The organism is Streptomyces sp. NPDC001858, from assembly GCF_053594615.1.
In genome coordinates, this window is sequence record NZ_JBSFEV010000076.1 from 1 (window position 1) to 21,533 (window position 21,533).

The window sequence follows — 21,533 nt, forward strand, 5'->3', positions numbered from 1 at the left end:
GAATTGATCGGGGGCCTCGGTCGGGTGAAGTTCGCCGGATCGCAGAACCTGCGGGGCCGCTGCCGCGGCCGCGACCTCCACGACAGCCAGACCCAGCCTTGCCACATGCGCGACATTGATCTGCCTCATGCCTGGCACGATGCGACAGCGACCCCGCAGGTTCTGCGATCCGGCGAACTTCACCCGACCGAGGCCCCCGATCAATTCCTGTGGCACCTGCGGCCAAATCCGGCAGGATCGGACGGGCACGTGGTCGCACATCCCTCGCGTCGGCTTGAAGGCATCTTCGGAGCCCGACTGGACGCTGTTTCCCATGCTCAGGTCACCACGCTCGCCACGAAGACCGTGACCGAGTCCCACGACCTGGACTTCAACGCGGAGCGCGGCGGCCGCCCCGACAAAGCCAAGCGCGACCTCGCGGGTGACGTGGCGGCACTCGCGAACACGAGCGGCGGCGTCCTGGTCCTCGGGATCGCGGAAGACAACCAGGCGCGGGCCACCGCAGCTCCCGAGGTGGCCCTCGACGATGCCGAGCAGGACCGGATCCGGCAGATCGTCTCAGAGCTGGTCCACCCGACGCCGGTCATCGACGTGATCGCGGTGGAAAAGCCTCAGGCGCCCGGTCCTCATCGTCTGCCACGCAACCCCATGGCGCCGCACGCCGTCAAGGTCGACAAGGGTCTGGTGGAACCACAGGTGGCAGCGGAGTACCGGGAGCGCTTCGCCGGCTTCCAGGACCGGTTCGAGGATCTGGCAAAGCGGGAAGGCCAGTTGATCGATCGACTAGGCCGTGTTTTAGGTAGCGGGTGGGTCTTGGGCGGAGAGTTCTTCGGCCAGTTCCATACAGCGCAGGCGGGCTGGGGAGAAGTCGTAGGGCATCTTGCCGGTGGCTTCGAACGGGCTCATGGAGTCAGCCTCCCGCCTGTCAGAGCTGAGGTCGGCCCCGTCCTCGCCGTCATCGGCGGTGGCAGAGTGCAAAGTTTCCCAGGCGTCGAAGAGGGCATCGTCGTCCTTGTCCAGGCCGGACTCCTCGATGACGGCCTGCAGGGCGCTTTCGAAGGCGTGCCGCTCGACAGCCACTTGAACCACCCGTGGATCATCGACGGCGACGCTGTCATCGAGCGCCTCCTCGGCGTCATCGATGCGGTCGGAATCCTCCCGCAGAGCGGGATGCGTGGCCAGGACGACGAAGCGGGTGGCCTGGACTGCCGCGCCGAGCGGGCCGAAGATCCGCTCAGTGACCAGCAGACTGTCCAGGTCCGCCTGACGCAGGGAGCCCTCGGGCAGGCTCTTGAGGCGTTCGGTGACGAAGCCGGAGAGCAGGCCCATCCGGCTGCCTTCGGTGCGCATCCGCTGCACGGCGGTCCGCTGCCGCCGCAATTCCGCCTCCTGCTCGGCAAGGGTTTCCTCCAACCGCTCCAGGATGCCCGCGATACCGTCTCCGCTGTCCGCACCGGCGGAAGCCGTGCCGGTGGCAAAGGCGTCACGGATGTCGTCCAGGGCGATCCCGGCGTCGGCCATCCTGCGAATCCACAGCAGGCGGATCATGTCCTCGTACCCGTAGCGGCGGCGGTCATCGCCGCCCCGCTCCGGCTCGGGGAGCAGGCCGATCTCGTGGTAATGGCGAATCGCCCGTGGCGTGGTGCCGGCGAAGGCCGCCGCGTCACCGATCTTGACCTGGCGGGGTGGCATGAAAGACGAATGCATGAGCAAGGACCTTTCCTCAAGGGATCGGGACGTAAGTCCACGGGACCACATGCCGCTACGGAAGGTGCAACCCCCTACACACCGCTCCGCGCCCATGCCAGGAAACGCGCCCTTCCTCCGTACGCCGACAGCAGGTCCGTCCTTTCCTGCCGGGGCATCCGCACGCCGGCAGGCTGAGGGTTCACAGCCACTGATGAATCGCCGCGACCTGAACCGTCGCCTCGAACCGAACCGCAAGTCTGTCGAACCGGGTTGCCACGGCCCGGTGCTGCTCGAGACGGCTGATCCCGCATTCGACCGCGTGCCGGGCCTTGTAGTCCTCGCGGTCGAAGAAGGGCGGACGGCCACCGCCACGTCCGCGGCGCCTGCGGTTGCGGACCTGATCGTCCGGCTCTGGAATCGTGCACCTGATGCCACGTCTGCGCAGGCAGGCGCGATTTGCGCGTGATGAGTACGCCTTATCGCCTCGCACCCGCAGCGGGCGGCTTCTCGGCCGGCCGACACCAGGCCGGGGCACCCCGATCGCGTTCAGGACCGGCTCGAAGTGCGGACTGCCACCGCGCTGTCCGGCGGTGATCAGCAGCGACAACGGCTTCTGTCCCTGCTCACACGCCAGATGGATCTTCGTGGTGAACCCGCCTCGCGACCTGCCCAGTCCATGGTCCATGGTCTTCAGGGCGCAGGCGTTCGCCGCTCACTAGGCGCCGGGCCGCGTCGTTCTGCTCCGCCGGTCCCGGACGCCCTGGTGGACTGGGGGTCGTCGTGGAGTGGGGACCGGGCCCTGACCGGTCCCCGACGAGCACCTACCGCCCCGAGCGAGGGTGTTGTGGGCGAGCGCTCCCATGGCAGTGCAGTGCTGCCGTGGTGGTCAATGCATGGGAGCGGTGATCACGTAGTCGCCGGCGGGGATGGTCTCGGTGCAGTCTGTGGCGAGAGCCGTCACCCGGTAGAAGGCGGTGGTGCCGCGCTGCGCGCCCGTGTCGATGAACTCCGAGACGCCACTGGTGACTTCGGCGACGGTTTCGTACGCAGAGGTGTCCCGGTTCCAGTGGTTGATCCGGTAGCCGCCCGCCTGCTCCGGCGCCGACGGGCCGAGGCCGTACCAGCTCAGGTTGTTGTCGTTGCTGCCTGGCGCGGCGGTCAAGGTGAGTGTCAGCGGGGAGCTTTTGGGGGTCGGCACACTCGGTGTCATGCCGAGTTCTGCGGCGGAGATGTTCGGCCTCGAGCAGGTCCACGCGCCGGGCGCGGTCGCCGACGGCCCGGACGGTCTGGCGGCGTTCCCGCAGCGCACCTACGAGGGCACCGGTGACTTCGCCGACGGCCGAGCCGATGGCGCCAGGCAGCATGAGCGCCTGGGCGACGTCGGCGGGCGCGGACTCCTTGGTGAGGGCGGCCCGGATGGTCAGCGCGAGCTGTTCGAAGTCGGTGCCGACAGAGCGCGCGAGGTCGATGCGTACGGGCACCAACTGTCGGCTGGCCGGCCGGCCCGGTGAGCCCCGCTGGGAGGGGCGGCGTCCGGGACAGGGTCGTCCTGCCGATGCCGCCCAGGCCGTTGAAGACGACGAGCACGCGGTCACGGGCTGTCGGCTTCGAGATGTGGGGTGTCACTGTGTGCGGCCCGCCCCGGCGTGGCGCCGGGGCGGGTCCGCGAGCGAGAGTGAGAGTGCGAGCGTGATCGGGTCCGGTTCCAGGCCCGCCGGTTCCCGCACGTCACGGCATGCCCGCCGTGCCGAAACCGGGCAGAGGGCGGCTCCCGGTCAGATCACTCGAAAACGACGTCCGAGACGGACACGAAGAACTCACCGGTCATCTGCTGCTCCTGGTCGACGTGGTCGCAGCACCTCTCTGGGTTGCCGGTGGTGCAGACGCCGCCGTGCCCGCCCCAGATGTTCACGATCGCGTGGCGGCCCCTCTTGCGTCCGGCCAGCGCCGCCGTGGTCCATGCCCGTTCGGGGTCGCGGCCGTGGACGACCACCATGAACGGAGTCGGCTCCAGGTCGGCCCAGGACAGCGGGACCGAGGCGTTCCAGCCGTCCCTGGTGACGAAGAACTGGTACGTCCACGTCGGTCCGAGGTGGTTGGCGGTGTGCTCGTAGGAGAAGGTGAGGTCCTGGGCGTCGGCGTCGAGGGTGGTGGTGGGCCAGTCGCCCACGAGGTCCAGGCCGGCGAAGCGGGGGTTGCCCGCGGAGGCCACCTTGCCGACGTCGCTGCCGGTGCTGAACTTCCGGTACTCCAGGTAGTGGCCGTGCCGGTTCCACGGGTAGTCCGCGCACATCCGCTCCTTGCCGGGGACGACTTCCGACCACCAGACGTCCGGAGCGCAGGCCGCACGGACCTGGTCGCAGAAGGCGCTCGTGCAGGCGTGGCCGCCGCCGCCCTCCGCTGACTTCAGGGCGAGCAGGGAGCGGCCCGGCGGGTCGGCCATGTTGCCGTGCATGGGCTGCGCGACGTCTTCGCCGCGGTCGTCGGACATCGTGACGGGGATCGGCTGGTACGGGTCGTCGGACCGGCCGGGCACGGTGCACTCCTCGGAGAACGGGCTCCAGCTGCCGTCGGCGCGCCGGGCCCGGATGCTGACCCGGTAGGTGTCGTCCGGATCCGTTCCCAGAGTGACCCAGTGATTGGCGGCGAGCTTCCAGCCGCCCCACCAGGTCGGCCAGTCCAGATAGAGGGTCTGGGCGGGCTGTCCGTTGAGCCGCACCTCGTACTCGTGCGGGTACGGAGCGCGGCCGTCGTCCCAGTCCGGCGGGGTGGTGTCACCGCCGGAGTTGCCTCCGGTGGTCCAGCGCAGGGAGATGCCGTGGAGGACATCGGAGCCGTCGGTCCGGTAGGTCGTGGCGGCCGTGAGGTCCTTCGGGTCGTGGTAGTCGCCGTTGATGGGAGTACTGGAGTCGGGGGTCACCCGCAATCACCTCGGTTTTTGAGGGCAGCGAAGAGCTGGCAGAGGACGGAAGGGTGCTCTCCAGTCCCTCACCTTCGGCCCCCTGAAGCCACCCGGCTTAGCCCCAACGGGTGACGTGTCAGGTCGGGCAGTAGAGAGCCTCTGCGCTACTCCACCTCGACGGTACCGACCACGCCGGCAGCGGGGCGAACCTTGCTTGATGCCGCCCTGGCAACTTACTCGTGATGTACGGCGCAGCACACTGGAGAGAGCCCGCAGCAGGCACTCCGAAAGGCCCGAAACGCTATGCGCTTTACCTCTGAGACGTCGTCCGACGGCGTCGTCGAACAGACCTTTCTCCTCGGCGACATCCCTGGCGTTCTGTGGACTCCACGAGGCGCCGACGGGACCCGCCCGCTGATCGCAATGGGGCACGGCGGCGGTCAGAACAAGCGGGCCCCCGGCATCGTGGACCGTGCGCGCCGTTTCGTGGCCGAGTACGGCTTCGCCGTGGTCGCGGTCGATGCGCCCAGCCACGGTGACCGGCCGGAACATGAGGAGTTCACCCGGATCGCGACCGAGTACGAGGCCCGGCTCGACACCGGTGAGGAACTGGCCCCGCTGATCGCCGGCTTCCAGGCGCTCGTCGTCCGCCAGATCGTGCCGGAGTGGCAGACAGTCCTGACCGCGGTCCAGAAGCTCAGTCATGTCGGCATGGGACCAGTCGGGTACTGGGGTGTGTCGCTGGGCTGCGTGATCGGTGTCCCGCTTGTCGCCGCCGAGTCCCGGGTCCGGGCGGCTGTGCTGGGCCTGGGTGGTGCCGAGGTGTCGTCCGAGACCGCCGCGCGGATCACCGTCCCGGTGGAGTTCCTCGTGCAGTGGGACGATGAGCGAGTGCCACGGGCCCAGAGCCTGGCACTGTTCGACGCCTTCGCCTCGACCGAGAAGACGCTGCACGCCAACCCCGGCCAGCACGGTGAGGTCCCGGCATTCGAGATGGACAGCACGCTGCGGTTCTTCGCCCGGCACCTTGGCTGACACCGCCGCCCGTACTCCGTGACGCGCCGATCGGGATCCGTTCCCGATGGGAGCGTTCAGCGCGCACTGGCCGGAGTGGCCGACGAAGGTCGAGTTCGGACACGTAGCCGTTGCGGTGCCTGCAAGGACACCGCCAGGACGAACGTTGCCTGACGCGGTACTGGCTCTCCGCGACCAGTGGTGGCCGGCTAGGACAGGTTTGGCAGGCTCCGTAGCCGTCCTCGGCAGATCACGGACCGCGAGTGCGCTGATCCGGGCCCGGGGCCACAGAGGTACCTGGGCCTGCGGCCACAGAGGTACCTGGGCCTGCGGCCACAGAAGTACCTGGGCCTGCGGTCACAGATCTCGCCCGCGCCCTCACTCGGCCTTCCTGAACAGTTCCGACATCCGGTCTCCCGCCTCATGGGCGAGCGGTCCCGCCGAGTCCGTCCCGATCAGGCCGACCCGCCCGGCCAGTTCCAGGCCATGGACGTCGACGGCGGCCTCGATGAGCCCGGCGAGCGCGTCCAGGGCGTCGCGGGCGCGGGAGCGGGCGACCGCCGCGCAGCCGACGGCGACCAGCGTGGCCGGCCACCACCAGCAGGCGAGCAGGGCGTAGCCAACGGCCCAGGCGGCAAGGCGGGCGGCGGCGCTGAAGGAGTCGTGCGCCGACTGGATGTGGCGTACGGCGGGTTCGGGGAGGATCAGCCACAGGCGGGGCCAGAGAGCGGCGAGGTCCACGCCGTAGGCGGCCTCTACGCGGTCCGCCGTCGCCTGCATACGGTCGCCGTACCAGGTGGGGCGGGTCGGTTTACGCAGCGCTACGCGGTTGCGGGCGTCGGTGAGGGCCTGGAGCTGCGCGACGTCGCCGCCTTCGGCATCGGTGCGAGCGGCGGCGTAGGCCGCGTCGAGCTCCTGTTCATGGTGCTCCCACTTCCGCCTGCGCCGGTCGACGAGGGCGTGCGACAGCGGGTCACGGGCGAAGCGCAACCAGTACCGCTCGATCACGCCGCCGAGGAACTGCGCGGCGAGCGAGGCCGCGGTCGCGGTCAGCAGGACGAGGGCGACCAGGAGTGCGGCGGTCCCGGTGCGGTCGAGGACGGGGCGGGCGGCGAGGTCGTCCAGGGTGGTGCGCAGCCGGTCGACGTCGTTCCAGTGGCGATGGCCCAGGGTGGTGCCGACGGCCGTGGCGGCGAGGAAGAGGGCGCCGGGGAGGACCAGCAGGTTCAGCCAGCGTTCGGTGAGTTTGCCGCCCAGGGTGGCGAGGAGAGGGTTCATGCGGGCGGGGTCACTGTGCGGGGCCCAGTCGGCCCTTGCGCATGCGGGTGCCGTTGACGGCGCAGTGCGGGGCAGGGAGCAGGTCGCGGGCCCGTTCGACGCGGGTGCACCGGGCCGGTCCCGGGCATAGGGCCACCTTGATGTGGGGTGTGATGCCGGGGACCTCCCCGCCCCGGGACTCGTTGACCAGCCCGCGTGCGTCCCCGGTCCGGCGCAGCAGCATGTCCAGGGCACGGAAGCAGGCGGCGAGTTCGTCGGAGCCCGCGCCTGACCGCAGCAAGTCCCGTGCCCGCCCGGCCGTCTCCCGGACCTCTGGCAGCCGCAGATCCTCCGGCGAGCCGAGCAGCGCGCACAGCGCCGCTGCCGCCCTGCGGTCGGGTGAGGGGAAGTCGGGAGATGCGGCCATGGCCCAAGTGTGCCGTAGAACAGGCAGAGTTGAGGGTGAGTCGACGCGCCGTCGGCGGCGGCGGCCGGGGGGAGCGAAGACATGAGGTACGACCGGGAGTGGTTCCTTCAGGCGGTTCGCGTGCGCCTCGGCCGGGCCGAGACGGCGGACGGGGGTGTGGACGCGGACGTGGTGTTCGGTCCCTTCGCGGATGCCGAACTCCGGGGACTGCTACGGACCTGCGACACGAAGACCGACATGGAGGCCCGGCACGCGGCCGGCTGGCTCTGCTTCGCCCGAGCGATGGCCGACCCGGGAGCTGGCGGCGCCGTCCACGGGTGCATGGCCGGGACACTGCTCTACCCGGTGTGGGTCGCCGCTCCGGGGCTGGTGCCACCGGAGTTGGCGGCGGGCTACGCGTCCAACGATCCCGCCATGCACCCCGACCCGGCGAACATCGACGGTCCCGACGCGTGGGCGGCCTTGGTCGACGCGCTCGGGATCGTGGTCGAGGGACGGCAGCACGACCTGCCGCCGGACGCCTCCGAGGCCGACCGCCGGCTCCACGAGACGGCTGTGCTGATGGCCACCCTGGCACCCTCGCGCGACGCCCAGTTCGCCGCCTCGATCGGGCTCGGCAGCCTCGCCGTCCTCGCGACGCCGGAGTACGACCCCTGGTTCCCGAGCCGGCTCAGAGGTGTGACCGGCATGGTGACCCTCGCGGGGACTACCTGGCCGTTCGGGGACCTGGCGGACGCGGATCCGGTCCGGTTCGTGCACGGCGCCCTCAAACGGATCCCGGCCGACTCCCCCGAACGGCCCGTCGTTCTCTACGGTCTGGGCCGCCGGCTTCTCGACCGCTACCTGGACTCGTACGATGCCGAGGACCTGCACATGGCGGTGGGCATCGTGCGGGACGTACTGGCCCAGCTGCCGCCCGGCGACCCGCATCTGCCCCATTGCTTGAGCGCCCTGGGGACAGCGCTGGTGTCGTTGCGGCAGGTGGAGGGGGCGACGCCCGAGGAGTGCGACGAGGCGGTGGACGTGTGCCGCCGGGCCGTCGTCGGCCATCCGAAGGGATCCGCGGCGGCAGGCCACGACCTGGGCATGGCGCTCGTCTTCAGGTTTCACCACACCGGCCGCGTGGCGGATCTGGACGAGGCGATCGCTGTGTTCACGGAGGCGTTGCGGGCGGCAGGGAGTCCGGGAGAGACCGCCGCCCTGCTCAGCGCACTGGGCAACGCTCGGCGCGCCCGCTCGGTCGCGACCGGCTCCCAGGCCGATCTGGACGCGGCGCTCGATCTCGCCGACCGCTCCGTGGCCTCCGCGGAGGCCACGGAGGCCGCGGAGGCCGCGGAGGCCGCGGAGGCCACGGACGGTCCGCAACTGCCACTCGTCGCTCCCGCCATGGCCCTGTACAACCGCTATCTACGCAACCCGAAGGCGAACGGGGCGGATCTGGACGAGGCGCTGCGCCACCTGCGGCACGCCGAGACGCTCATGCCGCCGGGCCACCCGGACCGTCCCGCGGCGCTCGACCACCTTGGCCTGGTGCTGATCGCCTGCTATCAACGCTCGGGAATGCCGGAGGAGTTGAACGCGGCAGTGCTGGCTCATCGGGAGTCGGTGACACTCACCCGGGAGGGGCACGGGTCGCTCGGACTGCGGCTGCTCAACCTCGGCGCCGCGTTGAATCTGCGGCATCTGCTGACCGAAGACGGCGACGACCTGCGGGAGACCCAGGAGTGCCGGCGACGGGCCTTCGAACTGCCCGGCATGGGCCCGGCGCACCGGGCGGCACTGCTGGGCTCGACCGGGCTCAGCCTCATGGCGGGCGTCGAGCGGGTCCCCGACCCCGTCGCCCGACTCGACGAGGCGGTACGGCTCCTGAGGGAGGCGCTCGCCCTCACCCCGGAGGGCGACCCGAAGCTGCCCCAACGCCGTCACAACCTCGCCACCGCCCTGGTGACCCGCGTCTCGATGTCGACGACGACGACGATGACGATGACGATGCGGATCGGCGAGGCCCGCGAGGCCCGTGAGTTGACCGACGCGGTGATCGAGGCGCTGCCCCCGAACTCCCCCTACCTGCCCGGTGCCGTCACGGTGGCCGCGCGCGCACGGCTCCTGAGCCCCCGCGCCGTGCTGTCGTCGGCCGGCCGGGACGACGTGGTCGCGCTGTACCGCCGGGCGGTCGAGGCCACCCCGCCCGGCCACCCCAAGCGCACACAGCGCCTGGCAAGCCTCGGCCACGTCCTGCGCCATGTGGGGTCCCGCCGCCGTCGCCGCCGGGCCGATCTGGTCGAAGCGGCCGAGCGCTTCCAGGAAGCGGCCCTGGAGCAGCAGTGCCCGCCCGCCCTGCGCCTGGACGCCGCACGGACCTGGGGCGACGTCCGGGCGGAACTGGGTGACTGGAACGGCGCCCTGGACGGCTACGTCGTGGCGGTCGACCTGCTGCAGTCCGTGGCACCCCGCCATCTCGTCCGCGACGACCAGGAGCTCCTGCTCAGCCGTACCGTCGGGCTGGGCTCCGCCGCCGCTGCCTGCGCGGTGCGGTGCGGCCGGCCCGGGCTCGCGGTCGGTCTGCTCGAACAGGCCAGGGGCGTGATCCTCTCCCACGCCTTCGACGCCGACAGCGATCTGACCCGGCTCCGGGAGAGTGCCCCCGGCCTCGCCGACCGCTTCGAAGAACTCCGGGAGGCTCTTGACACGGCGACCGACAGCCAGGGGTTCCTGGAAGAGGGATCGCCCGGCCCCGACGACGCCCGCGCCGACGTACGGCAGCGACTGGCCGCCGAATGGCGCGACCTCACCGCCCGGATCCGCGCCGAGCACCCCGAACTGGGCCTGCTGCGTCCGGTGCGGGACTGGGACGAGGACGAACTGTGCGCGACGGCCGCCGCGGGCCCGGTGGTCCTGGTCAACGTCTCCCCGTACGGCAGCCACGCCCTGGTCGTCACCGCGCACTCCATCGACGCCGTACCGCTCCCGGGCCTCGACCCACGGACGACGGCAACACGTCGGCAGACCTTCCAGGACGCGCTGATCCGCATCGAGACACCCGGAACCTCCCGGAAGCAGTCTCAGCGCGCGCAGCAGGACGTACGGGAAACCCTCGCCTGGCTGTGGCAGGCGGTCACCGGCCCGGTCCTCGACCGCCTCGCCGCGGCAACCCGCGTGTGGTGGTCGCCCGCCGGCCTCCTGGGCACGCTGCCCCTGCACGCGGCGGCCCCCGCAGGCGCCGCTCCGGGCGCCCTGGACCGCGTGGTCTCCTCGTACACGCCGACCCTGCGTGCCCTGCACCACGCCCGCCGACGCGCCGCCCGCCCGGCGGGCACCGGAACCCTCGTGGTCAGCGTCGCGCAGGCCACCGGCCGGGCCCCGCTCCCCGGCGCGCGCCGTGAGGCCGACCGCCTGGCCCGCCTGCTCCCCGAAGCCACGCTGCTGGCTGACGCCTCTGCCACCCACTCCGCGGTCGTCTCGGCCCTGCCCCGCCACGCCTACGCCCACTTCGCCTGCCACGCCCTGGGCGACCTGGAGCACGCCTCCGGCAGCCGGCTCGTCCTGCACGACCACACCGAACGCCCGCTGACCGTCAGGGACCTGGCCCGACTGCGGCTGCCGTCGGTCCGGCTCGCCTACCTGTCCGCCTGCGACACTCTGCGCACCAGCCCCGAACTCGCCGACGAGGCCGTCCACATCGTCAGCGCCTTCCAGATGGCCGGATTCCCCCATGTCGTGGGCTCCCTGTGGCATGTCGACGACGTGATCGGGGCGGAAGTCGCGCTCAGCGTGTACGACACCCTGAACAGGGGCGACGGCGCACTCGACGTCGCCCGCACGGCCGAGGCCCTGCACCGCGCCGTACGTACCCTGCGCGACACCTATCCCCAGACGCCCAGCCTCTGGGCGTGCCAGGTACACGCGGGGCCCTGATGACTCGTCATCCGGAGCACGACCGGGGCATGCGGCCCCGGCGGGTCGTCGTCGCCGACGCTCGCCGCCACGGCGTGCCCGTGCTGCCCGTGCTGCCCGTGCTGCCCGTGCTGCCCGTGCTGCCCGGGCAATGGCGAGGACGAGGTCGCCCGCCTGGCGACCGGCCGAGCCCCACACCGGAGATGCAGCCGGCGATCACCTGGATCGACATCGAGCGCTCGGCTCGCCGGGTCTCGCGCTCACCGGGCGAGTGAGCGCTCCTGGCCTTGTTGGCGAGCTTCACCAAGTACTACTGCGCTCGGCCTGCAAAAACGCCCTGCCCGAGCCCTTGTGTCGTGTGGGATGATCGGCCGCATGATCGCAGCTCCAGCACGGAAGGGCGGCCTCCGCCCCACCCGATGACGTGGCCGGACGAGGCCGTGGCCGACGGCACCGCCACGACACCCGCCCACCCTTCCCGCAGCGCGCTCTTCGAGACGATACGCGCCGACCGCACCGGCCCCGTCGCCACCCGGCTGCTCCGACTCGCCCACGCCGACACCCCCTTCGTGCGCCGAGAGGCCTTGGACCTCCTCCACGGCCTGGCCCGCGAACGGCCCTGGCCAGAGGCCGTCAACGCCGCAGTGGCCCGGCTCAGTGACCCCGACGACGAGGTACGGCGCCGAGCCGCGTGCCTCTTCGGCTACTGCGGGCAGCCCGGCCCGGTTCTCGCGGCCCTCGGCGAACTCACCGATCCCGTCGTGCGCACCGTCCTGGCCAGGGCACTCGGCCCGACCGCCGCCCACCTGACGGATGACCACCTCGCGTCGGTCCGCTTCCTCGCCCACCTGGAGACGCTGCGGACAGCGCCACCCACGCGATGGCGCTCCCTGGACGCCGCACTCCTCGACGACGTCCGGGAAGCCACGCACCACCTGGAGGACATCGGGCACATCTGGGGCCAGACCCTGTACGGACTGAGGCGCGAGCACGACACATACGCCCTCGTGGCCCGCCTCCTCGCCGACCCCGCCACCCGGGACATCGGCGCCGACCTGGCCCGCGAGGCCTGCCACGACTGGCGGGCGGCCCCGGTCAAGCTGCTGCCCCTGCTCGTCCAGCACCGTGGCCGGACGATCACCCCGGCTCTTGGTGCGGCCCTCACGACAGCCTCGATCTCCGAGGCGGCGATGCGGACGCACGGAGCTCTCCTCGCCGAAGTCCCCTTCACACCGTCCCCGAGGGCCCGCCGGAGCCCGTCCACCGCGACGGCCCACGACGGCGCATCCGCCGCTGCGCTCCTCGCCGCCAAGCCCGTGGGCATCACCCGCCTCGCTCACGCCTCCGAGATCTTCGAGGCCCTGCTGGACGCCGGCCCGCTGACCTTCCGGCAGGCGGCCCAGCTGCACAACCTGACCTTCCGCCGCCCCGGCCGCTCACAGGCGGAGTGCGCCCCGCTGTGGCTGCGGCACGCCGGTCCCTCCGCACTGTCCCGGCTGCTCGCCCTCATGACACCGCACCTGGCCGACTACGCGGTCGGCGAGTACTACCTGGCGGGTCTCGCCCGGATGGGCAGCCACGCCCGCCCCGCGCTGCCGGCCGTGACGGCACTGATCGACAGGCGTACCCGCATCCCCGTCAACGACTCCACCCGCGACGCCGAGATGAGACTGGACGAAAGCCTCCTCGCCGCCGCTCTCAACACCCGCCACGCGATCCTCGCGGACACAGTGCGCGGTACCCGGCGAGAATGAACTACGGGGCGAGCTCGGGCGGTTCGGCATAGGCCGCAGATTTGAGTTGCCACCCTCGGGGGAGCACCAGATCCGGGCCGGCCGCGCCCGCTCGTCGGGCCGACTCAGCGAGCGGCGCCTTCGGCCTGTGGCCCCGGCGATCCCGCGTTCGCGCATCACCGGCTTGCGGTTGATTGCCCGGCCTGGCCGCCGCGGGCGCATTCGGCTCGTCCAGGGCGTGGGTGGTTCGCCACCGCCTGCCGGAGTTCGACGATCACGGGACGACCGTCAGTACGATCTTGCCTTGCAGGTGGCCCTGCGCGGCTCGCGTGTGTGCGCTGCACGCCTCGGGCAGCGGGTAGGTGCTGTCCACCCCGACCTGGAGCCTGCCCTCGTCGAACAGGCTCCCGATCTCGGCGAGTTGGGGTCCGTTGGAACGCACCTGAATGTTCGAGACGGTGATGCCCAGACTCGCCGTGACCTCCGGGTCGTACTGGGCGAAGAACACCGGAAGCATGGTGCCGCCCCGCTTGAGCACGGTCAGGAAGCGTGAGCTGTCCGCGCCACCGACGGTGTCGATGACCAGGTCGACACCGCTGACCACGTCTGCGGCCTGCGTTCTGGTGTAGTCGATGAACTCATCGGCGCCGAGCTTGCGCAGGAACTGCTCGTGCCGACCCGAGGCCACCGCGATGACGTGCGCCCCCTTCCATTTCGCCAGCTGCACCGCGAAGTGGCCCACTCCGCCGGCGGCCCCGTTGACCAGCACGGTCATCCCTGGCGTGATCGGCACCGGTTGGTGCACCCGGCCGGTGAAGGGAGACGGCACGTCGTGGCCGAGATCGACCAGATACTGCCAGGCCGTCAGCACGGCCATCGGCGCCCCGGCCGCCTGCACGTGGTCGATACCGGCCGGCTTGTGAGCCAGGTCCGAAGCCGGCGCGGCCACGTACTCGGCGTACGTCCGGCCGTCGAAGCCGGGGAACCGCAGCATGCCGAAGACCTCGTCACCGACCGCGAACCCCAGCACGTCCGGAGCGACCGCCTGGACCACGCCCGACATATCCGTTCCGGGGATCAGCGGGAACTCCAGCGCCGGCCTCATCTCGGCCGGCATGACCTTCATTCCCTCACGCAGGTACCAGTCCGGCGGGTTGATGCCCGCCGCGTGCACCCGGACGAGCACCTCGCCCGGGCCTATCTCGGGAACCGGCACCTCGTCGTACTGCAAGACTTCCGGCCCGCCCGCTGCGTGGAACTGGATCGCCTTCATCGCGCCCGTCGCTTTCCTGGGGAAACGTTGTTCCTTCAGTCAAGGCCCAGGACGGCATGGCCGTCCAAGACCGGTTCGGCAACCTGATCATTCCGAAACGGCATGACGCATACGCTGGAAGGGTGAACGATCTCGGACAGGACCTGGAACTGCGGCTGGTGCGCTACTTCACCGTGGTGGCGGCGCACCAGCACTTCGGCCGGGCCGCCGCCGAACTGCACGTGGCCCAGCCGGCGCTGAGCCGCCAGATCCAACGGCTCGAGAAGTATCTCGGCGCACGACTGCTGGACCGCGTGCCCCAGGGCACCCGGCTCACTCCGGCCGGCCAGAGGTTCCTCCCCCGGGCCCAAGCCCTGCTGCATGCCGCCCACCAGGCCGAGCTGGCCGTGCGTGAACAAGCCGAGACCGAACGAATCGCCATCGGCTACGTCGAAGACCTGGTGATCACTGCCGCCGTACAGGAACTGCGCCGCCGTCACCCGGACGCCGAGATCGTCACCCGGTACCTGAGCTGCCGCGACGTCGGAGCGCTGTCCGACAAGCGCGTCGACGCCCTCTTCACGCGGTCCCCGCTGCCGCTCGCCGCCGGCGACGTGTTCAGCACCCCGCTGTACGAGGAGCCCCGGATGCTCGCGGTCCCGCGCGGCCATCCCTTGGCCGACCGCGCGTCGGTGACCGCGGAAGAACTGGCCGGCGAGGAGGCGGCGCCCTGCGCGTTCGAGACCGCGGACTGGACTTCCTACCGGATCCTCGGGGCCGGCCTGCCGCCGATCGAGAGCTACGAGGACAAGCTCGAACTCGTCGCGAGCGGCAGGGCGATCGCCGTGCTGCCGGTCGGCGATCGGCGCAGCTCACTGCGTCCCAACCTCGTCACCGTCCCGATCGAGGGCGCTCCCCCCAGCCAGGTCGTCCTGGTCAGCCGCAAGGGCGACCCGAATCCGATGATCAGGAATCTCCGGCTGGCGGCCAAGGCCGTCCTGACCGCTCCGGCAGCCTGACAGGACCAACCGACCTGCACCAAGCGGTGCTCACACGCCCCGTGTTCGTCGCACATCTGCCGACATCGCTCGGGGTTGGGCTGTGCCGGCTCAGCGTCCGACCCTATGGAGCATCGATCAAGCACGCCGTCTCGACGAAGCTTCACGGAAGCCTCAGATCCGACCAGGTCGACACACAGGTAATGGTCGGAGTGGTCGTTGGACTGAGCTCCGGAGCGCAGCCGGTCGCGAGCGGCAGCCCGGCAACGCATAGATCAACTTCCTGGCGTGGTGTTCTTCGCTGGAAGCCAGCGGGCGCCCTGGTGGCCCTCGGCGGACGGACCCGGCGAGGGCTTCGCCGCACGCTCCGGTCCGGCGCGTCTGTGCTTGTCCCCGGAGCCTGTTCCAGCCGCTGCGGCAGACAGCCAGGGAGATCGTGGTGGGCGGCAATCCGGGCCGTGTGGTCCTTCGGATCGGTCGGCGCGCGCAGCTCTAGTTAATAATCTCGGCGCGGTCGTCCAGACGGATTGCGGCCAGCCGGTCTCGCCACATCTGCAGAGCTTCGGGTGTCTGTCGCGGCCAGTCGGTGACCTCGCCAACGATCCGGAGCGGTTCCCTGCTGCGATAGGAGCGAGTGGGGTTACCCGGGAGCTTCTTGTCGGTGACGTTTGGATCGTTCTCGAACTCCCCGGTCGGTTCGACGACATACACGCGCGGGGCCGCGTCGCCGACGGCGAGTTCGGCGGCGAGCCCCGCGCCGTCGCGCAACGCGGTGAAGTAGATGTGGTTCATCACGATCTCGGGCCGATAGTTGGAACGGAAACCGGCGGTGAGGTGATCTCCGACCCGCAACTCGGCCTTTGTGCCGTGAAAGAACGGCCCCTCGTCCAACGCCTCGCCCATCGCCACAGGCTATCAACCAAGTTGTCGCGACGGCGAGCGAACCAGGACAGCTCTCGAACGCCGTGATCACACCAGCCATCAGATGCTGGGCAACGTCGACAAGGCCTTCCGCGGGACAGCAATCCTGGCAAGCCGGCGGAGGCGGCCATGATGGAGTGACTTCGCCGCCCCGCGAACAACACATCGAACTGAATGTGAACAGTGCGGCTCTCGGTCAGGTGCGGTGCCTGTGATGGAGCACGACAGTTCGCGAGCGTATTGCCGGTGATTCTCTGTAGCTGTGACAGGTCGAGCTACGTGCCACCTGGTCGCGATACCTGTCACCGGTGCCAGTACGGCGAGCTGTCATCATGCCGAGATGGCCCACGACATAGTGTTCTTCCTCGCTCCCGACGATGAGACGGCCGCTGCGACGCGCGTGCGGGGACCTAGTCGGGCCTTTGAGTCTGTGACCTGACGTTTCATTGAGCCAGACAGCGCCATCGCCGAGTGGGACATGCACTTCGAAGAGCCCTCGGCCGAGGTCCCGCCGCTTGAGCAGCTCCTTGGGTGGTCGTGGCCGGAGTGGGTCACCGCCCCCTTGAACGATGGCGTTGAGTGTTCGCTCTGCCGGAGCGGTTGACCCGGGCGTTGGCCAGCGCCAGCTCCGCCGAACTGGAGGAGCTGGCAGGTCGCTGGACGACGAGGCTCAAATCTGCCGACGGGGACGATATGACCAACGATGACGGTGATCTCACCACGGCACATGCCGTGGCTGCACCTCTGGATGCATGGCTTCTGCGGCCAGGCCGGTAGTTTGGTCCGACTCGTGCGGCCTGGACATGCTGATCGTGGGGCATGCGGGTGACGCACCGGACCGGCTGACCCTGTCCGAGGGCTGGCAGCGGGGATGCCCGGCAGAGGCGGGTGGTTGTTCGACGTCCGGCCCGGAGTGACTGATGGAACCGCTCGACGCCCAGAAGTTCGCGGCGGCCCGGCACGTGGGGGAGACCGTTGGATGGCGGTATTCGGTGGTGGCCGCCTGGCGTCCGCTGATCGGTCTCTCCTGGCGTGCGACGATTGCATAGCCCGAAACGTCGTACTGGACGACGGGAGCAAGCTCGTGCGCCAGAAGATCCCGGCCCGCAGCGCCGTGCACGGATTCCCCGCGGGCGACGACGATGTCCCGCCCGAGGCTGTACGCCCGTGCTCCCAAGCCCAGGCGAGCTCGGAAGCCTCTCCTCCGCTGTGGACGCGCACGCCGCTGAAATCGTGCCCGAAGGCCCCACCCATTTCTGTCCGCACCGAGGGGTCCAGGAAGCGTCCACCGTTTGCGGGTACAACGCCTCTGTCCGGTACACAGCGCTCTGCAGGACGTCCGTCCGATACCCGCGCCCTCGTGAAACCCGCCTCACCCTGGCCCGCTGCGGAGGCCGGGACACGGTGGTCGCATTTGAACGAGGACACCCGAGGTACCTCCCACACTGCACGTCATCTTCGTGGCCGCTGGCCGCTGGACGGTGGACACAGGTGAACTCATGTCCATCTCAGGGCGTTTGCGTCACTCGCGCCACGCGTGATCGGGCCGCCTCGGTGGTCAGGGCCGCGTCGCCACGCCGCCGTCCGCTGCGGACGGCGTGTCTCGATTCCTCTCTCACTCGCGTCTCACTCGCGCGCGGCATGCTCTTTGAGCCACCGCAGCAACGCTGCGAACTCCGGGGACATGTCCGCGTCCGACTGGACGAGAACGGACGAGTGGCCGCTCTCCTCGACGGTGATCGAGTAGCTCATGGCATCCGGCGCACGACCGTGGGGCTCCCGGTCCCCTTCGGCCGCCGGGACCGCTGCGGCCACCAGTCGGGACAACTCGGCCGCAGCACTCTCGGGCAGGGCGTCGGTGTCCACCGTGTCCGGCGGGAGGCCGGCCCGGACCACCGCCGCCAGCCCGCCGTACGTCGCCAAAGTAACCCTCATGGCACCTCTCGCTCATCCACCGCTCCTGCTGTTCCGGCAGCGGCGCCCGGCGTCGACCGCCGGGCGCCGAGACGTCAACCGCCGGTCGGTATGTGCCCCTTGAGCGAGGCCACCTCTCGGCTCAAGTCCTGTACCTGGACCGTCAGCGCCCTGACTGCCGCGAGGGGGTCCCCGTTCTGGCCGACGGTGCGGGTCTGCGCCCTCGCGAGCCCGGACGGGACCCCGGTGACCGAGATGCCGACCTCCCGCCACGCCCTCAGCACGGCCATCTGTTCGGTGCCGCCGGCCTCGTACAGCTCTCCGGCCTTCCGGTACGTGGTGTCCGCGAACTCCTGGAACCGCGTCTCGCTGTTGGACGCCTTGAGAGCCTCGTACCAGATGAGTCCGGGAGCCTCCCACGAGTATCCGCCGATGATTGCCGCCGTCAGGTAGAACGCCTTGTTCGGAATGCCGGAGTTGTAATGCACGGCACCCCAGTCCCCCTCGTAGGTGTCCGGCATGTTGACGTACTTGGATATGTGGTCCGGCTGTGGGTCCTTTCCGAACTTCTCGGTGTTCCACGCGTGCCCGGGGGCCTTCATCGACCGCAGAGCGTCGGCTTCGATGTGAGGCGTGAAGACCTCCCGGCCGATCAGCCAGTCCGCCTGCTCGGCCGTCTGACCCAGCGTCCATTGCTCGACCATCGCCCCGAACACGTCCGACATGGACTCGTTCAAGGCTCCGGACTGGTTGTGATACTCGAGTCCCGCGGTGTGCTCGGTCACCCCGTGTCCCAGTTCATGGGTGATCACGGAAATCGAGCCCGTCAGGTCGGAGAAGACGCGACCGTCCCCGTCACCGAACACCATTTGGCGCCCGTTCCAGAAAGCGTTGGCGAACTCGTAGTCGTAGTGGACGTATCCGTCCAGACGCATCCCGTGTCCGTCGATCGAATTCCTGGCGTACACCTGCTGGAAGAAATCGCGAGTCTTGCCGAGCATGTCGAATGCCCGGTTGGCGGAGGCATCGGGCGACTCCGGACCGTCTTCGGACCGCGCCAGAATCGCGAAGGGCAGAGATGTGGTGTTCCGGCAATCGTAGATCGTCCTACGAGCGTTGCCGGGAGTGGCGGCACCGGGGAAGGCTGCTCGGACCGATCGCTCGCCCCGCAGGTGGGCGGTCGTGAGCAAGGTGTTCAGCGCAGCCTGGCGGACGTCTCCGTCATCGCTTTTCAGCATTCTTTTGAGCAGATATGGCGGGGTTATGCAGTTCGGTCGAAGTTCGCTGTTCATTGCGGTACTCCGTGATCCGGGGGGTCTGAGCCTGCACGCGGTACGTCCGCGCCGGACGGGGGAATTCCTCCCGGGCCGGCCAATGCGAATGATCTGCCGGGCCGGTGGCCAATTCATCCGTCGAAGCGTCACGATGTGAGGTATCTCACCCATCTATCATTGCACGCCCCGCGGGCTCGATGCCACATGAAGCCGCCCGGTGCGGCACGGCCTCAAATTTGCGCTTTCACCTATCTTCTCCCGCGGTATTTCGTGCTCCTACGCGTTTCAGATCGGCCGTCAGCTCGTCACATCGCGCGCAGACTCCACGCCGCCTGCTACGGCCGGTCGTCGTGAGAAGAGGCGGGGGGCGGCAGACGCCGAGAGGTCAGGCAGAAGAAAGGGCTCCCTCCGGCACAGCTGTTGATCGCTCACATACCGGTCCAGGTCAGGCGGCCGATAAACCGGTTCCCTGCCCCACCGTTCCTTGGCGTGCGCCGCCGGGAATTCGTTCCCGTCGGGCGCCCGTCGAGGTTCTCGGCCCTTCCGATCGGACGATGGAGCGGCCTGGTCAGCGTTGTACGCTCCCGTCCGCGACGCGTGCGGCCTGCCCAAGCTGTTCGGCCACACCCGGAATTCGGTGCTCACCTCCGCGCTCATCGTTTCGGGCCTGGCCCGCCCTCACCGAGGGCGCCAGGATCGAGGCGCAGCCCGTGTCTGTGGGCCTGACAAGGCTTCTGATCTGCGGTTGTTGGGGGTTCATTGGCAACGGCGATGCGAGCATGTGCCGGCGTGACGTTGAGGCCGCCGGTGAGGACCTGCGTGATCGGCTCAGCGGGGCCGTCTTCGGCGCTGTAGGCCACGGAGACGTGTGGTGTGAAGCCCCCGGCCTTCTCTGGGATCTCGCCGAGAACCTCCCCGATCGCCTCCCGAAGGGCGTTTCAGACGGCTCGCACAGGCCGTCGGGGTGGTTGCGGGTCTTTCTCCGGGGCGCTCGGCGTCTGCCTTCAACCGGATCGTCAGGCACCTGCTGTTGGGGTGTGGTGGCGTGTGTCAGGGGGCGCCGCAGTTGGTGGCTCCGCCGGGGCAGGTGACGCTGTCGTTGGATGCCAAGCCCGCGATCCCGAGCGCCAGGACGATGAGGGCCAGGATGATCAAAGGGACGTGGTCTGCAGCCCAACTGCCGTGCTCGTGCGGAGGTTTCGGAGCGCTGGACTGTGGGCTCGCATCGTCGCCTGCGGGCTCGGCGCCGGGCCCGTCATGTCCCGCTGTAGCCATCGTGTCACCCGCCGTCGTTGTCCTTTTCATGATGACACGGCAGTCGGACCTCACCCGTCAAGCCCCGTGCCGCGTGGGCTCTCCGAGGGGGCGCGCCTCGTTTGGGTCTTGTCTGTGAATGGGCAGGTACAGCGTGCTCGGGCTCTACGCAGGCAGGGGAGGGGAGGCCCCCGAGGGCGGGGCTGTGTCGGAGGGCCGTTCACGGTGGATCCGCTCGGCTGCCCCGGGGTCGACCCAACTCACCCGCAGATGCCGACGGATCAGCGTCTGACTCGGCCCAAAGTCCAACACTGATCCTCGAACCCGTGCGCCGACGGCCTGGCCAGAGCTCCTCCTCCAGTACGGCGAACTGGGCGTCGGCGACGGTAGGGGAGTTCGTCGGACCGGCAGAGCGCACGGCCTCGATGCCGTCCTCGCGCCAGGCACGGCACGAGCGTTCCACCGACGGCATGCTCACCCGTAGGTCCTTCGCGATTACTGCGGGCTTCTCACCTGCTGCGAACCGCTCGCCGGGCCGAAGCCGGATCCCGTGGAGGGCTTGACCGGCCCCGTCGACCCGAACGGCGGGGAGACCGTCGTCATCGCCCCGCTGCACTCTGCCCGTTGGCGCCGCCACGGCTGGTGGCGGTAGGGGCGTGCGAGTTGCTGCCGCTGGCGCTGCCGCTGGCGCCCGGCGACGCCGAGACCGTGGCTGCGTGCGTCGTCGCGGTGCTGGAGGACGCCTGGCAGCGCCTCGCGGACCAGCAGGCCGCCGTGCTCGCCGCGATCGGCGGCGATGCCCGCTCCCGGACAGTCGCCGACCGGCTTGCACAGTTCCAGGCCTCCATCGTCGGCTTCCAGCAGCGCGCCGACACCGAGGCACGCGCGTTCGTCGCCCGTCAACTGCCGTACCTGTACGAGGAATACGGGGAAGGGGCACGGGCTGCAGTCGTGACGGTCGGCGGGCACTTCTCGTGGACGCTCATCCGCACCGAGGCCCTGCA

16 protein-coding genes and 5 pseudogenes are annotated in these 21,533 nt (G+C 70.0%); 8 read left to right on the forward strand and 13 right to left on the reverse strand.

Annotated features, from left to right (window positions below; genetic code table 11):
* Positions 1 to 315, reverse strand: a 315-nt coding sequence (locus ACWCPF_RS44295; RefSeq protein ID WP_451050834.1) for a hypothetical protein, incomplete at its 3' end; no start/stop codon positions are given.
* Between the two features lie 30 nt (positions 316 to 345).
* Here ACWCPF_RS44295 and ACWCPF_RS44300 point away from each other — a divergent pair.
* A pseudogene (locus ACWCPF_RS44300) lies at positions 346 to 597 on the forward strand (AlbA family DNA-binding domain-containing protein); the annotation flags it as partial.
* A 198-nt stretch (positions 598 to 795) separates the two neighbouring features.
* Here the strand turns inward: ACWCPF_RS44300 and ACWCPF_RS44305 are convergent.
* From ACWCPF_RS44305 to ACWCPF_RS44315, 3 genes and pseudogenes are all read right to left on the reverse strand, one after another.
* Positions 796 to 1,707 (reverse strand): MerR family transcriptional regulator, encoded by a 912-nt coding sequence (locus tag ACWCPF_RS44305; RefSeq protein ID WP_451050835.1) that lies wholly within the window; start codon positions 1,705 to 1,707, stop codon positions 796 to 798.
* Between the two features lie 181 nt (positions 1,708 to 1,888).
* Positions 1,889 to 2,371 (reverse strand): annotated as a pseudogene (locus tag ACWCPF_RS44310) (IS5 family transposase); the annotation flags it as partial.
* Between the two features lie 204 nt (positions 2,372 to 2,575).
* Positions 2,576 to 2,851: a hypothetical protein gene (locus ACWCPF_RS44315; protein ID WP_451050836.1), complete on the reverse strand. Its 276-nt coding sequence runs from the start codon at positions 2,849 to 2,851 to the stop codon at positions 2,576 to 2,578.
* Positions 2,852 to 2,897: 46 nt separating this feature from the next.
* On the opposite strand from ACWCPF_RS44315, the gene ACWCPF_RS44320 reads away from it, so the two are divergent.
* Positions 2,898 to 3,200, forward strand: coding sequence for a hypothetical protein (locus ACWCPF_RS44320; protein ID WP_451050837.1), 303 nt, complete (start codon positions 2,898 to 2,900; stop codon positions 3,198 to 3,200).
* Positions 3,201 to 3,469: 269 nt separating this feature from the next.
* On the opposite strand, the gene ACWCPF_RS44325 is transcribed toward ACWCPF_RS44320, so the two are convergent.
* On the reverse strand, positions 3,470 to 4,609 hold the full coding sequence (locus ACWCPF_RS44325) for a lytic polysaccharide monooxygenase auxiliary activity family 9 protein (protein ID WP_451050838.1): 1,140 nt from the start codon (positions 4,607 to 4,609) through the stop codon (positions 3,470 to 3,472).
* A gap of 285 nt (positions 4,610 to 4,894) precedes the next feature.
* Here ACWCPF_RS44325 and ACWCPF_RS44330 point away from each other — a divergent pair, with 285 nt between their 5' ends.
* Positions 4,895 to 5,626, forward strand: coding sequence for a dienelactone hydrolase family protein (locus ACWCPF_RS44330; protein WP_451050839.1), 732 nt, complete (start codon positions 4,895 to 4,897; stop codon positions 5,624 to 5,626).
* A gap of 357 nt (positions 5,627 to 5,983) precedes the next feature.
* Here ACWCPF_RS44330 and ACWCPF_RS44335 read toward each other — a convergent pair whose 3' ends face one another.
* Both ACWCPF_RS44335 and ACWCPF_RS44340 read right to left on the reverse strand, forming a co-directional pair.
* Complete coding sequence (locus ACWCPF_RS44335; RefSeq protein WP_451050840.1) at positions 5,984 to 6,883, reverse strand: hypothetical protein; 900 nt, start codon at positions 6,881 to 6,883, stop codon at positions 5,984 to 5,986.
* Between the two features lie 10 nt (positions 6,884 to 6,893).
* On the reverse strand, positions 6,894 to 7,289 hold the full coding sequence (locus ACWCPF_RS44340) for a hypothetical protein (RefSeq protein ID WP_451050841.1): 396 nt from the start codon (positions 7,287 to 7,289) through the stop codon (positions 6,894 to 6,896).
* A gap of 81 nt (positions 7,290 to 7,370) precedes the next feature.
* On the opposite strand from ACWCPF_RS44340, the gene ACWCPF_RS44345 reads away from it, so the two are divergent.
* The 3 genes from ACWCPF_RS44345 to ACWCPF_RS44355 all read left to right on the forward strand — a co-directional run bounded on the left by ACWCPF_RS44345 (position 7,371) and on the right by ACWCPF_RS44355 (position 12,937).
* Positions 7,371 to 11,204 carry a CHAT domain-containing protein gene (locus tag ACWCPF_RS44345; RefSeq protein WP_451050842.1) on the forward strand — a complete coding sequence of 1,278 codons (3,834 nt, stop codon included), beginning with the start codon at positions 7,371 to 7,373 and terminating at the stop codon, positions 11,202 to 11,204.
* On the forward strand, positions 11,204 to 11,458 hold the full coding sequence (locus ACWCPF_RS44350; RefSeq protein WP_451050843.1) for a hypothetical protein: 255 nt from the start codon (positions 11,204 to 11,206) through the stop codon (positions 11,456 to 11,458). The genes ACWCPF_RS44345 and ACWCPF_RS44350 overlap by 1 nt, the downstream gene beginning before the upstream one ends.
* Before the next feature lie 144 nt (positions 11,459 to 11,602).
* Positions 11,603 to 12,937: a HEAT repeat domain-containing protein gene (locus ACWCPF_RS44355; RefSeq protein WP_451050844.1), complete on the forward strand. Its 1,335-nt coding sequence runs from the start codon at positions 11,603 to 11,605 to the stop codon at positions 12,935 to 12,937.
* Positions 12,938 to 13,190: 253 nt separating this feature from the next.
* Here the strand turns inward: ACWCPF_RS44355 and ACWCPF_RS44360 are convergent, their stop codons facing one another.
* The gene (locus ACWCPF_RS44360) at positions 13,191 to 14,189 is read right to left on the reverse strand and encodes an NADP-dependent oxidoreductase (RefSeq protein ID WP_451050845.1); all 999 of its coding nucleotides are present in this window, start codon (positions 14,187 to 14,189) and stop codon (positions 13,191 to 13,193) included.
* Positions 14,190 to 14,311: 122 nt separating this feature from the next.
* On the opposite strand from ACWCPF_RS44360, the gene ACWCPF_RS44365 reads away from it, so the two are divergent.
* On the forward strand, positions 14,312 to 15,187 hold the full coding sequence (locus ACWCPF_RS44365) for a LysR family transcriptional regulator (protein ID WP_451050846.1): 876 nt from the start codon (positions 14,312 to 14,314) through the stop codon (positions 15,185 to 15,187).
* A 471-nt stretch (positions 15,188 to 15,658) separates the two neighbouring features.
* On the opposite strand, the gene arr is transcribed toward ACWCPF_RS44365, so the two are convergent.
* The 5 genes and pseudogenes from arr to ACWCPF_RS44390 all read right to left on the reverse strand — a co-directional run.
* Entirely contained in the window at positions 15,659 to 16,069 is a 411-nt protein-coding gene (arr, locus tag ACWCPF_RS44370) for an NAD(+)--rifampin ADP-ribosyltransferase (protein ID WP_451050847.1), read from the reverse strand.
* A 733-nt stretch (positions 16,070 to 16,802) separates the two neighbouring features.
* Positions 16,803 to 17,533 (reverse strand): annotated as a pseudogene (locus ACWCPF_RS44375) (eCIS core domain-containing protein).
* Between the two features lie 180 nt (positions 17,534 to 17,713).
* On the reverse strand, positions 17,714 to 18,022 hold the full coding sequence (locus tag ACWCPF_RS44380) for a protealysin inhibitor emfourin (protein ID WP_451050848.1): 309 nt from the start codon (positions 18,020 to 18,022) through the stop codon (positions 17,714 to 17,716).
* Between the two features lie 74 nt (positions 18,023 to 18,096).
* Positions 18,097 to 19,293, reverse strand: a complete 1,197-nt coding sequence (locus tag ACWCPF_RS44385; RefSeq protein ID WP_451050849.1) for a M4 family metallopeptidase — start codon at positions 19,291 to 19,293, stop codon at positions 18,097 to 18,099.
* Between the two features lie 1,494 nt (positions 19,294 to 20,787).
* Positions 20,788 to 21,076 (reverse strand): annotated as a pseudogene (locus tag ACWCPF_RS44390) (IS630 family transposase); the annotation flags it as partial.
* Between the two features lie 77 nt (positions 21,077 to 21,153).
* Here ACWCPF_RS44390 and ACWCPF_RS44395 point away from each other — a divergent pair.
* Positions 21,154 to 21,533: pseudogene (locus tag ACWCPF_RS44395) on the forward strand (hypothetical protein); the annotation flags it as partial.

Excerpts from the sequence above, each read along its gene's own strand:
- ACWCPF_RS44305 (WP_451050835.1), bottom strand. The coding sequence starts at position 1,707 with ATGCATTCGTCTTTCATGCCACCCCGCCAGGTCAAGATCGGTGACGCG.
- ACWCPF_RS44320 (WP_451050837.1), top strand. The coding sequence starts at position 2,898 with ATGCCGAGTTCTGCGGCGGAGATGTTCGGCCTCGAGCAGGTCCACGCG.
- ACWCPF_RS44330 (WP_451050839.1), top strand. The coding sequence starts at position 4,895 with ATGCGCTTTACCTCTGAGACGTCGTCCGACGGCGTCGTCGAACAGACC.
- ACWCPF_RS44335 (WP_451050840.1), bottom strand. The coding sequence starts at position 6,883 with ATGAACCCTCTCCTCGCCACCCTGGGCGGCAAACTCACCGAACGCTGG.
- ACWCPF_RS44340 (WP_451050841.1), bottom strand. The coding sequence starts at position 7,289 with ATGGCCGCATCTCCCGACTTCCCCTCACCCGACCGCAGGGCGGCAGCG.
- ACWCPF_RS44345 (WP_451050842.1), top strand. The coding sequence starts at position 7,371 with ATGAGGTACGACCGGGAGTGGTTCCTTCAGGCGGTTCGCGTGCGCCTC.
- ACWCPF_RS44350 (WP_451050843.1), top strand. The coding sequence starts at position 11,204 with ATGACTCGTCATCCGGAGCACGACCGGGGCATGCGGCCCCGGCGGGTC.
- ACWCPF_RS44355 (WP_451050844.1), top strand. The coding sequence starts at position 11,603 with ATGACGTGGCCGGACGAGGCCGTGGCCGACGGCACCGCCACGACACCC.
- ACWCPF_RS44360 (WP_451050845.1), bottom strand. The coding sequence starts at position 14,189 with ATGAAGGCGATCCAGTTCCACGCAGCGGGCGGGCCGGAAGTCTTGCAG.
- arr (WP_451050847.1), bottom strand. The coding sequence starts at position 16,069 with ATGGGCGAGGCGTTGGACGAGGGGCCGTTCTTTCACGGCACAAAGGCC.
- ACWCPF_RS44380 (WP_451050848.1), bottom strand. The coding sequence starts at position 18,022 with ATGAGGGTTACTTTGGCGACGTACGGCGGGCTGGCGGCGGTGGTCCGG.
- ACWCPF_RS44385 (WP_451050849.1), bottom strand. The coding sequence starts at position 19,293 with ATGAACAGCGAACTTCGACCGAACTGCATAACCCCGCCATATCTGCTC.